A 14,276-nucleotide genomic window follows, 5' to 3' on the forward strand; every position below is an offset into this window, starting at 1 on the left:
CACCACACTCGCTGATCCCGTGATCGGAGGGTCCCCCGCACATGATCGTCAACGAGCCCGTCCCCGACACCTTCGAGGACACCCCCGCCGAGGAGCGCGACCCGGAGTGGTTCAAGCGCGCCGTCTTCTACGAGGTCCTGGTGCGCTCCTTCCAGGACAGCAACGGTGACGGCGTCGGGGACCTGAAGGGGCTGACCGCCAAGCTGGACTATCTGCAGTGGCTGGGCGTCGACTGCCTGTGGCTGCCGCCGTTCTTCCAGTCCCCGCTGCGCGACGGAGGCTACGACGTCTCCAACTACACAGCGGTGCTGCCGGAGTTCGGCGACCTCGCGGACTTCGTGGAGTTCGTGGACTCCGCGCACCAGCGGGGTATGCGCGTGATCATCGACTTCGTCGTGAACCACACCAGCGACCAGCACCCCTGGTTCCAGGAGTCCCGCAAGGACCCCGACGGCCCGTACGGCGACTACTACATGTGGGCCGACGACGACAAGCAGTACCAGGGCGCCCGCATCATCTTCGTGGACACCGAGTCCAGCAACTGGACGTACGACCCGGTGCGCAAGCAGTACTACTGGCACCGCTTCTTCTCCCACCAGCCCGACCTGAACTTCGACAACCCGAGGGTGCGCGAGGAGCTGCTCGCGTCACTGCGGTTCTGGCTGGATCTGGGCATCGACGGCTTCCGGCTGGACGCGGTCCCGTACCTGTACGCCCGCGAGGGAACCAACTGCGAGAACCTGCCCGAGACCCACGACTTCCTCAAGCACGTCCGCAAGGAGATCGACGCCGCTTACCCCGACACCGTGCTGCTCGCCGAGGCCAACCAATGGCCCGAGGACGTCGTCGACTACTTCGGCGACTACCCCGCCGGCGGCGACGAGTGCCACATGGCCTTCCACTTCCCCGTCATGCCCCGCATCTTCATGGCCGTCCGCCGCGAATCGCGCTACCCCGTCTCCGAGATCCTCGCCAAGACCCCCGAGATCCCCGCCGGCTGCCAGTGGGGCATCTTCCTGCGCAACCACGACGAGCTGACCCTGGAGATGGTCACCGACGAAGAACGCGACTACATGTACGCGGAATACGCCAAAGACCCCCGCATGCGCGCCAACATCGGCATCCGCCGCCGCCTCGCCCCCCTCCTGGACAACGACCGCAACCAGATCGAACTCTTCACCGCGCTACTGCTGTCCCTGCCCGGCTCGCCCATCCTGTACTACGGCGACGAGATCGGCATGGGCGACAACATCTGGCTCGGCGACCGGGACGCGGTGCGCACCCCCATGCAGTGGACCCCCGACCGCAACGCCGGCTTCTCCTCCTGCGACCCCGGCCGCCTCTACCTCCCCACCATCATGGACCCCGTCCACGGCTACCAGGTCACCAACGTCGAAGCCGCCATGTCCTCCCCCTCCTCACTCCTGCACTGGACGCGCCGGATGATCGAGGTCCGCAAGCAGAACCGCGCCTTCGGCCTCGGCACCTACCAGGAGCTGCCGTCGTCCAACCCGGCCGTGCTGGCGTTCTTGCGCTCGGCACCGCCCAACGGCGACGGCACCGACGACCTGGTGCTGTGCGTCAACAACTTCTCCCGCTTCGCCCAGCCCACCGAGCTCGACCTGCGGGCCTTCGCGGGACGGCACCCGGTGGAGCTGATCGGCGGGGTGCGCTTCCCGGCGATCGGGGAGCTGCCGTATCTGCTGACCCTGGCGGGTCACGGCTTCTACTGGTTCCGCCTCCGCCAGGAGTGAGCACACCGCACCGACCACCGCACCGCACCGCACCGCACCGACCACCGCACGGCACCGACCACAGCACCCCACCCGCACCGACCACCGCACGGCACCACCAGAGCCCGCGAGCCGAGGAGTGTGCAGACCATGGCGGACAGCATCCGGAACGTCGCGAGGACCCCCGCTCCCCGAACCCCGGACGCCCCGCCCGGCCCACGCGCGGCCGAACGGCCGCCCGCGGAACGCGGGGTGGCGCCGTCCCTGGTGCCGCTGCTGAGCGAGTGGGTTCCGCGCCAGCGGTGGTTCGCGGGCAAGGGCCGGCCGGTGACCGAGCTGGCGCTCGCGTCGGTCACGGAGCTGCTCCCTTACCAAGGCGCCGCGCCCGGGCTGCTCCATCTGCTGATACGCGTCGAGCAGCCCGGCCCGGTGACGGACGTCTACCAGCTGCTGCTGGGCCTGCGCCCGGCACCGCTGCCGCCTGTGCTGGCGCCGTGGGCGGTCGGCGTGGCCGGGGACGGACCGCTGCGCGGGGCCGGGGTGTACGACGCGCTGGGCGACCCGCGACCGACGGGGATGCTGCTGGAGCGGCTGAGGCTGCCGGGACGGCTCGGACCGCTGGTGTTCTCCCGGGAGCCGGGCGCGCACATACCCGCCGGCCTGACCTCCCGCCCACTCTCCGCCGAGCAGTCGAACTCCTCGGTCGTGTACGGCGACCAGCTCATCCTGAAGCTCTTCCGCCGCGTCCACCCCGGCGCGAACCCGGACCTCGAACTGCCCCTGGCCCTCGCCCGCGCGGGCGCCGCGTGCGTGCCGGCGCCGGCCGCGTGGTTCGAGTCCACCGACCTGGCGGACGCGGACGGCGGCCCGGCGACGCTGGGCGTGCTGCAGCCGTTCCTCGCCGGGGCCACGGACGGCTGGGAGCTGGCGCCGGCCGCGGCGGCCCGCGGCGACGCCTTCCTCGCCGAGGCGCGGGAGCTGGGGCGGGCCACCGCCGAGGTGCACACCGCGCTGGCGCGGGTGCTGCCCACGATGGTGCTGCGCCGACAGCAGATCGAGCACCTCACCGCGCTGATGACGGAGCGCCTCGACGCCACGGCCGCCGCCGTCCCCGCCCTGCTGCCGTACCGCGACGCGCTGGCCGCGAACTTCGCCCGGCTCACCGCCCTCGGCGACGCCGGCCGCACCTGGCACGCCCAGCGCATCCACGGCGATCTGCACCTCGGCCAGGCGCTCTGGAGCCCGGCCGCGTCCCGCTGGTCCGTCATCGACTTCGAGGGCGAACCCGCCCGCCCCCTCGCCGAGCGCCGCCGCCCCCAGCCACCCGCCCGCGACGTCGCCGGCATGCTGCGGTCCTTCGACTACGCCGCCCGTTCCGTGGACGCCGGCCCCGACTGGGCCCGGCGGACCCGCGACGCCTACTGCGCGGGCTACGCGGCGGCGGCCGGCGCCGATCCGCGCCGGGAGCCGGAGCTGCTGACCGCGTACGAGGCGGACAAGGCGGTGTACGAGGTGCTCTACGAGGCCCGGCACCGCCCGGACTGGCTCGACGTACCGCTGTCCGCGATCCGCCGTCTCGCCGCCGCCTGACCGTCGCCCACGCCGCTTAGGAGTCAGCATCGTGTCCGTTCACCTCCCGCCCGACAGTCCCGGTGGCACCGGTAGCACTGGTGGCACCGGTCGCTCCCGCAGCTCCGGCGTACGTCCCCGGGCCGCCGCAGCGCCCGGGCCGTCCGCCCCTACCCCTCAGACCACCGTTTCCGCGGACGAGGTTGCCCGCCCCGCGAAAAAGACCCCGGCCAAGCGCGTGGCCAGGAAGGCCCCAGCGGCGAAGCCCACCCCTGCCGGGAAGACCACCCCTGCCGAGAAGCCCCCCACCACCCCCCGCCCCGCCCCTCCCCTCCCCGACCACGACCGCCACCGCCTCCTCACCGGCCGGCACCACGACCCGCACGGCGTGCTCGGCACCCACCCCGCCCCCGGCGGGGTCGTGATCCGCGTGCTGCGCCCGTACGCCACCGCCGTGACCGCCGTGACCGTCGAGCGCGGCCGGGACAGGCCGGTGGAGCTGTACGACGAGGGCGACGGGTTCTTCGCCGTGCTCCTCCCCCGCAAGCGCAAGCTCCCGTCGTACCGCCTGCGCGTCACCTACGGCACCGCTGAGGACGGCGCGGACAGCGTGGCCGACGTGGTCGAGACCCACGACCCGTACCGCTTCCTCCCCACCCTCGGCGACCTCGACCTGCACCTGATCCGCGAGGGCCGCCACGAACGCCTCTGGGAGGCGCTCGGCGCGCACCCCATGACGGTCGACGGCGTCGCCGGCACCCGCTTCACCGTCTGGGCCCCGAACGCCCGGGGCGTGCGCGTCGCCGGGAACTTCAACTACTGGGACGCCACCGTCTACCCGATGCGCTCCCTCGGCAGCTCCGGCGTCTGGGAGGTGTTCCTCCCCGGCGTCCACGAGGGGGAGGCGTACAAGTTCGACATCGCCAAGGCCGACGGCGGCCACACGATGCGCGCCGACCCGATGGCCCGCCGCACCGAGCCGCCGCCCGCCAACGCGTCCATCGTCACCTCCACCCGCCACCGCTGGTCGGACGCGGACTGGCTGGAGCACCGCGCCGACGTCCCGACGCACGAGGCGCCCTTCTCCGTCTACGAGGTCCACCTCCCCTCCTGGCGCCCCGGCCTCGGCTACCGCGAACTGGCCGAGCAGCTGCCCGCGTACGTCAAGGACCTGGGCTTCACGCACGTCGAGCTGATGCCCGTCGCCGAGCACCCCTTCGGCGGCTCCTGGGGCTACCAGGTCACCGGCTTCTACGCCCCCACCGCCCGCCTCGGCACCCCCGACGACTTCCGCCACCTCGTCGACACCCTGCACCAGGCCGGCATCGGCGTCATCCTCGACTGGGTGCCGGCGCACTTCCCGAAGGACGACTGGGCGCTCGCCGAGTTCGACGGCCGACCCCTGTACGAGCACGAGGACCCGGCGCGGGCCGCGCACCCCGACTGGGGGACGCTGGAGTTCGACTACGGCCGGGCCGAGGTGCGCAACTTCCTCGTCGCCAACGCCGTGTACTGGTGCGAGGAGTTCCACGTCGACGGCCTGCGCGTGGACGCGGTCGCCTCCATGCTCTACCTCGACTACTCCCGCGAGGAGGGCGAGTGGACCCCGAACGCCCACGGCGGCCGGGAGAACCTCGACGCCGTCGCCTTCCTCCAGGAGATGAACGCCACCGTCTACCGCCGCTGCCCCGGCGTCGTCACCGTCGCCGAGGAGTCCACCGCCTGGGACGGCGTCACCCGCGCCACCCACCACACCGGCCCCTCCGGCTTCGGCGGGCTCGGCTTCGGGCTGAAGTGGAACATGGGCTGGATGCACGACTCGCTCGGCTACCTGGCCCACGAGCCGGTGCACCGCAAGTACCACCACCACGAGATGACCTTCTCGATGGTGTACGCGTACAGCGAGAACTACGTGCTGCCCATCTCCCACGACGAGGTCGTGCACGGCAAGCGCTCGCTGGTCTCGAAGATGCCCGGCGACTGGTGGCAGCAGCGCGCCGACCACCGGGCCTATCTGGCCTTCATGTGGGGCCATCCGGGCAAGCAGCTGCTCTTCATGGGCCAGGAGTTCGCGCAGGGCGCGGAGTGGGCGGAGTGGCACGGGCCCGACTGGTGGCTGCTCGACCCGTCGTACTCCGCGGAGCCGGACCACCGGGGCGTACGCGATCTGGTCCGCGAGCTCAACCGGGTCTATCTGGCCACCCCCGCGCTGTGGCAGCGGGACACCGTGCCGGACGGCTTCGAGTGGATCGAGGGCGGGGCGGCGGACGACAACGTGCTGGCCTTCGCCCGCTTCGACGCGGACGGCTCCCCGCTCGTCGCGGTCAGCAACTTCGCCCCGGTGGTACGGCACGACTACCGGATCGGGACGCCCGGCCACCACCCGGCGTGGCAGGAGGTCCTGAACACCGACGAGCGCCGCTTCGGCGGCAGCGACACCGGGAACCCCGATCCGCTGAAGCCGGAGCACGTCGCCTGGCACGGGCAGCCGACGAGCGTCACGCTCACGCTGCCGCCGCTGGGGACGGTGTGGCTGCGGCCGGCGTAGCGCGGACGCGGCGGTGCCCCGGCCGGGAGGTCCCGGCCGGGGCACCGTCGTTCAACGGACTGTGATCACCCCGCCGGAGGCGGAGTGACCGCGATCACCCCGCCGGAGGCGGAGTGACCTTGATCAGCGCCCACTGGTGGTTGAGCGCGTCCCAGCGGATCTCGAACTTCACTCCCATGGCGACACCGTCGTCCGCGGGGTTGCCCGTGCCGAGCGGCTGGCCCAGACCGAGGTCCGTGCCGTACAGATCGGGCAGCGGGTTGCCGTCGGCGTCCGTCACCCGCACCGAGTACGGCTGGTTGCCGGCGGACGGGACGACCGTCGAGGCGTCGGCGTCCTTGTAGAAGACACGGTTGCCCCGGATCTCCATACCCGGGTACCAGCCCTTGCCGTCGGTGAAGGTGGAGACCCCCGCCTGCGGGCCGAACTTCGTGCAGTACTCGCTGAACGGCTCGCCCGGCGCCTCGAGGCACTCCGTGAAGGGGTACGTCTTGCCCCGGGTGAACGCGTTGTTGGAGGACTGCGGCCGCCCCGGCAGGTTGTTCAGCGTCGACGGGTCCTTGTCCGCCGCGGTTCCGGTCCGCCGCAGCGGATCGAAGTGCGAGTCCACCAGCAGCAGCCCGCCCTTGGCGCCGTGGCTGGGCAGTCCGCCGAGGTTGTTCAGCGTGAGGTTGGTGAAGTTCAGCCCCTCGCCGAACGTGGGGTCGCGGTACCAGACGAGCATGCCGGGCGCGTTGTACGGCGTGCGCTCGACCTTCCACGCGCCGTCGCGCGAGTAGGTCGTGTCGTACGCGTACTTCAGGCCCTTGTCGAAGCCGTCCAGGTTGCGCCATTCCGTCAGGTAGTAGTGCTCGGCCCGCAGCTCGCCGTCCATGATGTGCCAGCCGGCACCGGTGGAGCCGACGAAGGAGCCCTTGGCCGGCGTCCAGCCGTTGTCCCCGGACTCGGCGTCGTCGCTCCATACCGTGGTGGTGCCGTTGGTCACGGAGTAGTCGTCGGAGAACCAGCCCCGGTCCTCGAACGCCGCGTCGGTGGCGTACCGCAGCCGCAGCTGGACCGTCTGTCCGGCGTACGGGGTGAGGTCGACGTAGTCGTGCCGCCAGGCACCGTCGGTGCTGCCGGTGAGGCCGTACTTCTTGCCGCCGTAGTCGCCCAGGCGGCCGTTGGGGTCCGGGTAGTCGTCGTCGGTCGAGACCAGGTTGCCGGCCTCGTCGCGGACCTTCAGCTCCGTGAACGTGTTGCCGCCGTCGGTGGACACCTCGACGAAACCGAAGTCCCAGTCCGCCTCGATCGAGTAGTTGTTCCACGACCAGAAGCGGACGTCCGAACCGCTCGGCACGTCGATGGACCGGGTCAGCTTCACGTCGGCCCAGGACTGGTCGCTGCTGCTCCACCACATCCCGCTGCCGCTGTGCGGTTCGGCCAGCTTGGTGACCTTGGTGGGCAGTTTGACCAGTACGCCGTCCTCGGTGCCCTTCGGAGTACGCGAGGACTGGCCGACGGCGACGCTCCGGGCCGCGTCGCCCGGTTCGAACACCTTGGGCTCGGCGTAGCCCAGGGCGAACTTCTCCCACAGGCCCATGTGCGTGGGCAGGCTCTGGAAGATCGGGCCGGTGTGCGAACCCGAGGACATCAGGTCCCAGAAGTCGACGTCGGACTCGCCGCCCGAGCCGATGTCGTACACGTCGGGCAGGCCCAGGTCGTGGCCGTACTCGTGGGCGAAGACGCCCACACCGGAGTCCTCGGGCTGGACGATGTAGTTGCTGATCGCCTTGTCGGTGCCCGGGATGGTGAAGCCCGGGACGACCGCGGAGGAGTGTGCCCAGATCGCGAACGGGCCCTGCGCGCCGCCGCCGCCCGACTTGTCCTCGCCCGCGTGGACGAGCACCAGGTGGTCGACGATGCCGTCGGGGACGCCGAAGCCGCCGTCGGGAAGCGACGGGTTCTCGATGTCGTAGTCCTCCCACGGGAAGTCCGGCTGCGCCGCGGCGAGGGCCTTGACCGCGTCGATCGCGAGCTGTCCGGGGCCGGACGGGTTGTCCGGGTGGCCGTTCATGTCCTGCTCGGCGCCGGCCACCCAGTTGCCGTTCGCGTCCTGGGTGCAGGTGTCAGCGCCGTACCACGCCTCGGAGTGCGGGACGGTGATCCACTCGGTGGCCTCACCGGTCACGGTGTAGCGGCCCTTGGACATCTCGGAGTACATGTTGGCCATGGTGTTGCCGGAGATGTCGATGCCCTTGCGGCCGTCGGGGCCGGTGAGGTCGGGGCGGACGCGGTCGGTGTAGCCGCGCTTGGTGTAGAGGATGTCGTTGTAGTAATCGGGCGAGAAGTCCGGGATCCACAGGGAGTTGTTGTCCTTGTGGGCCGCCGTCGCCGGGTTGGGGATGTTGTTGTGCACCGGGCCGTTCTGCACGGCCGGGAAGTTCGGGTTGTCCTCCGCGGGTATGCACTCGCGCTCGTCGACGTCCGGAGTCAGGTCGTCGTCGAAGGTGGCGCGGGGGACCATGGTGCCGGTGAAGTCGTCATTGGCGTTCTGGTCGAACTCGACCAGGATCGTGAGCAGCTTCGCCTTCTGGGTCTCGCTCGCGCTCTTGAAGCGCTGGTCCTGCGGGCTCTTCCCCGAGCGCTGCCACTCCCGCTCCTGCTGCGCCAGGACCCGGCCGGTGCGGGGGTTGCCGTTGGCGTACTTGCCGAGCTGCTCGGCGAGTTCGGTCGGCTCGCTGCCGTAGATGGGCTTCCCGTCCGGCGTCCTGCCGACCTGCACCTCCTTGCTCAGCAGCTGGCCGTCCTCGGGATCGGCGTAGTTGATATAGGCGTCACCGGCATTGGGTACGTAAGTCTGCTCCGCGGCGCCGGCGCTGATCGCGACACCGCTCGTCGTGCCCGTCAGGCCGCCGACGAGGAGCGCGGTGACTCCTAATGCGGCGGAAAGTCTGAGTCTCTTGGAACGAACCATTGCCCCGGGCAATGTCTCCTCCTCGGTCGTGAAGGAAGCCTCGATCGGATCGCGTCACAACAAACTCGAACCCCTGACGCAATCACACGGTCGGACTATTCCAGCTCCCGCACGGCATGGGGAGGGGGCGAAACGCGGTATCTCCGGTTATGTACGGGGGTAGTTGGCCGTGTGGGGCGATCACCCAGGTCAGGACCGGGGGCCGCCCAGATCCTCCGCCCCGTAACCCCACAGGCCCTCCTGCTCGAGCCCCCGGGCCGCGAGCACCCGGCGCAGGCGGCGTATGACGGAGCGCCACTGAGGGCCGTGCTCCGTGTCGTCCCACAGCTCCGCCAGCTCCGATTCCGGGCCGGTTATCCGGTCCAGGGCCTTCAGCGCCAGGGCCGGCATCCAGTCCGGAATCGCACCGAGCGGCTCCTCAGGCCCGTACACGCCCACGGGGTCACCGCCGGGGAGGTCCGCGGCGATGACGGCGGCCGCGGCCACCGCGTGATCGCCGATGTCCGCCGCGAGCTCGCCCTCGGACTCGGCCGCGACCAGCAGCGCCTTCTCAACGGCCCCGATCCGCTCCCCCACCGGCAGCTCGTCGAGATCCCCCGCAAAGTCCGCCGCGTGATCGTTGTCAAACGGCCCCATACCCCAAGTACCCATACCCAGATCCTCGCAGCCACCACTGACAATCCCCCCGACCTGCGACGCCGCCGCCCGCCGCCCGCCGTCACGAGGCAAGAGGCACCAGGCACCAGGCACCAGGCACCAGGCATCGGGGCGAAGGTCGCACTCAAGCCCGTCCGGCGTTTGAGGACGAGGCGCGCACCGCCGACAAGCCGGCCACCAGGCAATAGGGCGAAGGACGCACCCCAGCCCGTCCGGCGTTTGAGGACGAGCGCCGCAGGCGCGACGCGGGCGCAGCCCGCAAAGGGGGCCCGGGGGCGAAGCCCCCGCAGCGCAACGCAACATGCAGCCCGTCCGGCGCTCGAGGACTCCGGCCGAAGGCCGGATGCGCGTCAGCCGACGCAAACGCAACCCGAAGCCCGTCCGGCGCTTGAGGACGAGGCGCGCACCGCCGACCACGCCGACCGACCGGCGGCAGGGCGAAGACCCCAAACCCAGCCCGTCCGGCGCCCGACGACGAGGCGCGCACCTCCGACGACGCCGGCCGCCCGGCGACAGGGCCAAGGCCCCAAACCCAGCCCGTCCGGCGTTTGAGGACGAGCGCCGCCAGGCGCGAAAGCGGGCGCAGCCCGCAAAAGGGGGCCCGGGGGCGGAGCCCCCGCAGCGGGAGGCGACGGGCCGGGCCCCACCCGAAGGGGAAGGCGGGCGGGGTCCGGACCCGGGGCGGGGGTACGGGTCAGGCCCGGGTGTGCTCCGCCGACGCCGCCCCACCCGGCGCAGGCGCCGGAAGAGGCACACCCGCCCCCTTCGAGAGGTCCGCCGGCGCGGACTCATCGAGCAACGTCCGCTCATCGAACGGCAACCGCCCGGCCAGCACCTCCGCCGCCCGCTCCCGATCGATCTCCTTCGTCCACGTACCCACGAGCACGCACGCCACCGCGTTCCCCGCGAAGTTGGTGAGCGCGCGGGCCTCGCTCATGAAGCGGTCGATGCCCACGATGAGCCCGACGCCGTCGACCAGCTCCGGCCGGTGCGACTGCAGTCCGCCGGCCAGCGTCGCCAGCCCCGCTCCCGTCACACCCGCCGCGCCCTTCGACGCCACGATCATGAACAGCAGCAGCGAGATCTGCTCCCCCAGCGACAGCGGATCACCCGTCGCCTCGGCGATGAACAGCGACGCCATCGTCAGATAGATCGCCGTACCGTCCAGGTTGAAGGAGTACCCCGTCGGCACCGTGATGCCCGCGACCGGACGGGACACCCCGAGGTGCTCCATCTTCGCGATGAGCCGCGGCAGCGCCGACTCGGACGACGAGGTCGACAGGATCAGCAGGAACTCCCGCGCCAGGTACTTCAGCAGCGACAGCAGGTTGATCCCGGTGACCACGCGCAGCAGCACGCCCAGCACACCGAAGACGAAGACGAAGCACGTCGCGTAGAAGCCGAGCATGATCACCGCGAGGGACTTCAGCGCGTCCACGCCCGTCTCCCCGACCACCGCCGCGATCGCGCCGAACGCGCCCACCGGCGCCGCCCACATGATCATCGCCAGCACCCGGAACACCAGCCGCTGCAGATGCTCGACCCCGCGCAGCACCGGCTCCCCGACGGAGCCCATCATCTGCAGCGCGAACCCGCACAGCAGCGCCACGAGCAGCGTCTGCAGCACCTCGCCCTCGGTGAACGCCGAGACCAGCGTGGTCGGAATGATCCCGAGCAGGAAGTCCGCGGTCGACTCGCTCGCCCCGGCGGCCTGCTCCGCGCCGACGTCCTTCGTCGCCTCGGTGAGGTGCAGACCGCTGCCCGGGTCGAGGAGGTTGCCGACGACCAGGCCGATGGCCAGGGCGACGGTCGACATGATCATGAAGTAGCCGAGCGCCAGCCCGCCGACCGCGCCGACCTTGGCGGCCTTGCGGACGGAGCCGACGCCGAGCACGATCGTGCAGAAGATGATGGGCGAGATCATCATCTTGATCAGGCTCACGAAGCCCGTGCCGATCGGCTTCAGCTCCACCGCCGTGTCGGGGGCGGCGAGGCCGACGAGGATGCCGAGCAGCACGGCCCCGATCACGGCGAGATAGAGATAGTGGGTACGGTCTCGTCTGCTGCGCTCAGGCGCGTGCGTCGTCCCGGACGGCTGCGCGGACACGGCGGTCTCCCTGTCGTCGAAGGGGTTTCGATGTCCCGGCGACTATCCATCCCGGTGTGAGCGGGGTCACTGTTACGTTCATTGAGTTCATCGATCGCGCGGAAGGCAGACTGACTACCATGCGCGTCCCCCGCCCCCGCAGCCTCGCGGGGCAGCTCTTCGCCATGCAGGTGGTGCTGATAGCCGCCGCCGTGGCGGGCTGCTCGCTGTTCGTGTACGTCAGCGAGCGCAGCCGCGCGGAGCGCTCGGCGGCCGCCCAGGCGCGGGCGGTGGCGGTGTCGGTCGCGGACTCACCCGTGGTCACGGACGCCCTCACGGGTCCCGACCCGTCGGCGGTCCTGCAGCCGTACGCCGAGCGCGTACGGCGGGACGCGCGCGTCACGTTCATCACGATCATGGCTCCGGACGGCACCCGCTTCACCCATCCCACCCCGGAGCGGATAGGCGAGAAGTTCGTCGGCCACCGGGAGCCGGCCCTGCGCGGCGAGACGTTCAGTGAGACGTTCACGGGCACCCTCGGCCCGTCCGTGCGGGTCGTCACGCCCGTACGGGCCGCGGACGGCCGGATCACCGGCCTGGTCAGCGCGGGCATCCTGCTGGAGCGGATCAGCGAGGAGGTGAGCCGGCAGGTCGTGTCGATGCTGTGGGTCGCGGTGGGGGCCCTGGCGCTGTGCGGGGCGGGCACGTACGTCATCAACGACCGGCTGCGCCGGCACACCCACGGCATGAACGCCGCGGAGCTGAGCCGCCTCTACTCGTACCACCAGGCCGCCCTGCACGGCGTACGCGAGGGTCTGCTGCTGCTCGACGGACAGCGGCGGATCGCGCTGATCAACGACGCGGGCCGGGAGCTGCTGGGTCTCACCGGCGATCCCGTCGGCCGCCCGGTGGTCGATCTGGGCCTGCCCCCGCCGCTCAACGGGGCGCTGCTCGCCGCGGAGCCCCGGGTGGACGAGCTGCACCTGACCGCCGAGCGGATCCTGGTCGTCAACACCTCACCGGTGAGCGGCGGCGAGCGCCGCGGCACGGTCGTCACGCTGCGGGACCACACGGAGCTGCAGGCCCTGTCGGGCGAGCTGGACTCCGTACGGGGCTTCGCGGACGCGCTGCGCTCCCAGGCGCACGAGGCGGCGAACCGGCTGCACACGGTCGTCTCCCTCATCGAACTGGGCCGCTCCGCCGAGGCGGTGGACTTCGCCACGCACGAGCTCGAGCTGGCCCAGGCCCTGACGGACCAGGTGGTCGCGGCGGTCGGCGAGCCGGTGCTGGCGGCGCTGCTACTGGGCAAGGCGGCGCAGGCGAACGAGCGCGGCGTGGAGCTGGTGCTGGATCCCGACAGCCGGATCGACGACGGCGTGCCGCCGGCCCTCGCGGGCCGCGACCTCGTCACCGTGCTGGGCAACCTCCTCGACAACGCGATCGACGCGGCGCAGGGGGCGCAGACCCCGCGGGTGACGGTCACGGCCCGGGCGGCGGACGGCGAGCTGCTGCTGCGGGTGTCGGACACGGGGCCCGGCCTGGACCCGTCCCTCCGGGAGGAGATCTTCACCCGGGGCTGGACGACGAAGGCGGGGAAGGGGCACGGTATCGGCCTGGCCCTCGTCCACCAGGTGGTACGGCGTGCCTCGGGCACGGTCACGGTGACGGAGTCCGCGACGGGCGGAGCGGAGTTCACGGTCCGCCTGCCGCTGCGCGACGGGACGCCGGAGCCCGCGGGGCGTCCGGCCGCGGGGGACGACACGGCCGTGCCGTACGACGGCGACCCGCCCCAGGCCCCGCCCCAGCCCCTCCCCGCACAGCGCGACCGCACCCCGCAGGAGACCCGGTGACCATATCCGTGCTGATCGTCGAAGACGACCCCGTAGCCGCCGACGCCCACAAGACGTACGTCAACCGCGTCCCGGGCTTCACGGTCGCCGACACCGCCCGTACCCGGGCCGACGCCGTCCGCGTCCTCGACCGCACCCCCGTCGACCTGATCCTCCTCGACCTCTACCTCCCCGACGGCCACGGCCTCCAGCTGCTCCGCGCGCTGCGCGCCGCCGGCCACCGCGCCGACGTGATCGCCGTGACGTCCGCCCGCGATCTGGCCGTGGTCCGCGAAGGGGTCTCCCTGGGCGTCGTCCAGTACGTACTGAAGCCCTTCGCGTTCGCCACCCTCCGCGACCGGCTGGAGCGCTATCTCGACTTCCGGGCCGCCGCGGGCGGCGAGGCCGGCGGCCAGGAGGAGGTCGACCGCGCCCTGTCGGCGCTGCGCGCCCCGCAGCCCGCCGCGCTCCCCAAGGGCCTGAGCGCGCCCACGCTCAGCGCGGTGACCACCGCCCTGCGCGACGCGGACGACGAGGGTCTGACCGCGTCCGCCGCGGCCGCGGAGCTGGGCATCTCCCGGATCACGGCCCGGCGTTATCTGGAGCACCTGGTCGAGACCGGCCGCGCCGAGCGCGCCCCGCGGTACGGCCAGGTGGGCCGCCCGGAGCTGCGCTACCGCTGGCGGCGGCACCTCCCGGCCGCGACGGCGGGCACCAGCGCGCCGGAACAGGCGTAACAGCCGCCCCTCGCGGGCAACTACAACGTTGTCATCAATGTCGGCACACCCTATTGACCGGTCATTAGCACGCGCTTACGGTCACCGACATCTCAAAGCGCGCCACCCCTGATCCGTAAGAGATCCAGCGCAGTCCCAGAGCCGAGCCACGTCTCCCCCCG

General features: G+C 71.6%; 8 protein-coding genes. 5 read left to right on the plus strand and 3 right to left on the minus strand.

The features are described 5' to 3' along the window. Nucleotides 1-41: 41 nt before the first annotated feature. From treS to glgB, 3 genes are all read left to right on the plus strand, one after another. Nucleotides 42-1,754, plus strand: coding sequence for a maltose alpha-D-glucosyltransferase (gene treS, locus AB0M28_RS08455; protein WP_365399782.1), 1,713 nt, complete (start codon nt 42-44; stop codon nt 1,752-1,754). Between the two features lie 129 nt (nt 1,755-1,883). Then, the gene (locus AB0M28_RS08460; protein WP_365399785.1) at nt 1,884-3,323 is read left to right on the plus strand and encodes a phosphotransferase; all 1,440 of its coding nucleotides are present in this window, start codon (nt 1,884-1,886) and stop codon (nt 3,321-3,323) included. Nucleotides 3,324-3,540: 217 nt separating this feature from the next. Next, nucleotides 3,541-5,850 carry a 1,4-alpha-glucan branching enzyme gene (gene glgB, locus AB0M28_RS08465; RefSeq protein ID WP_365399787.1) on the plus strand — a complete coding sequence of 770 codons (2,310 nt, stop codon included), beginning with the start codon at nt 3,541-3,543 and terminating at the stop codon, nt 5,848-5,850. A gap of 94 nt (nt 5,851-5,944) precedes the next feature. Here the strand turns inward: glgB and AB0M28_RS08470 are convergent, their stop codons facing one another. From AB0M28_RS08470 to AB0M28_RS08480, 3 genes are all read right to left on the minus strand, one after another. Further along, nucleotides 5,945-8,806 (minus strand): immune inhibitor A domain-containing protein, encoded by a 2,862-nt coding sequence (locus AB0M28_RS08470; RefSeq protein WP_365399790.1) that lies wholly within the window; start codon nt 8,804-8,806, stop codon nt 5,945-5,947. A gap of 189 nt (nt 8,807-8,995) precedes the next feature. Further along, complete coding sequence (locus AB0M28_RS08475; protein WP_365399793.1) at nt 8,996-9,457, minus strand: DUF4259 domain-containing protein; 462 nt, start codon at nt 9,455-9,457, stop codon at nt 8,996-8,998. A gap of 700 nt (nt 9,458-10,157) precedes the next feature. Then, on the minus strand, nt 10,158-11,570 hold the full coding sequence (locus tag AB0M28_RS08480; protein ID WP_365399796.1) for a cation:dicarboxylase symporter family transporter: 1,413 nt from the start codon (nt 11,568-11,570) through the stop codon (nt 10,158-10,160). 119 nt (nt 11,571-11,689) lie between these two features. On the opposite strand from AB0M28_RS08480, the gene AB0M28_RS08485 reads away from it, so the two are divergent. Then, nucleotides 11,690-13,399 (plus strand): sensor histidine kinase, encoded by a 1,710-nt coding sequence (locus AB0M28_RS08485; protein WP_365399799.1) that lies wholly within the window; start codon nt 11,690-11,692, stop codon nt 13,397-13,399. Beyond that, entirely contained in the window at nt 13,396-14,115 is a 720-nt protein-coding gene (locus AB0M28_RS08490; RefSeq protein ID WP_365399801.1) for a response regulator, read from the plus strand. The genes AB0M28_RS08485 and AB0M28_RS08490 overlap by 4 nt, the downstream gene beginning before the upstream one ends. Nucleotides 14,116-14,276: the final 161 nt, after the last annotated feature.

Origin of the sequence: Streptomyces sp. NPDC051940 (assembly GCF_040680895.1) — a bacterium.
Lineage (GTDB): Bacteria > Actinomycetota > Actinomycetes > Streptomycetales > Streptomycetaceae > Streptomyces.

Coding starts and splice junctions, on each gene's coding strand:
- treS (WP_365399782.1), top strand. CDS start 42: ATGATCGTCAACGAGCCCGTCCCCGACACCTTCGAGGACACCCCCGCC.
- AB0M28_RS08460 (WP_365399785.1), top strand. CDS start 1,884: ATGGCGGACAGCATCCGGAACGTCGCGAGGACCCCCGCTCCCCGAACC.
- AB0M28_RS08470 (WP_365399790.1), bottom strand. CDS start 8,806: ATGGTTCGTTCCAAGAGACTCAGACTTTCCGCCGCATTAGGAGTCACC.
- AB0M28_RS08475 (WP_365399793.1), bottom strand. CDS start 9,457: ATGGGTACTTGGGGTATGGGGCCGTTTGACAACGATCACGCGGCGGAC.
- AB0M28_RS08485 (WP_365399799.1), top strand. CDS start 11,690: ATGCGCGTCCCCCGCCCCCGCAGCCTCGCGGGGCAGCTCTTCGCCATG.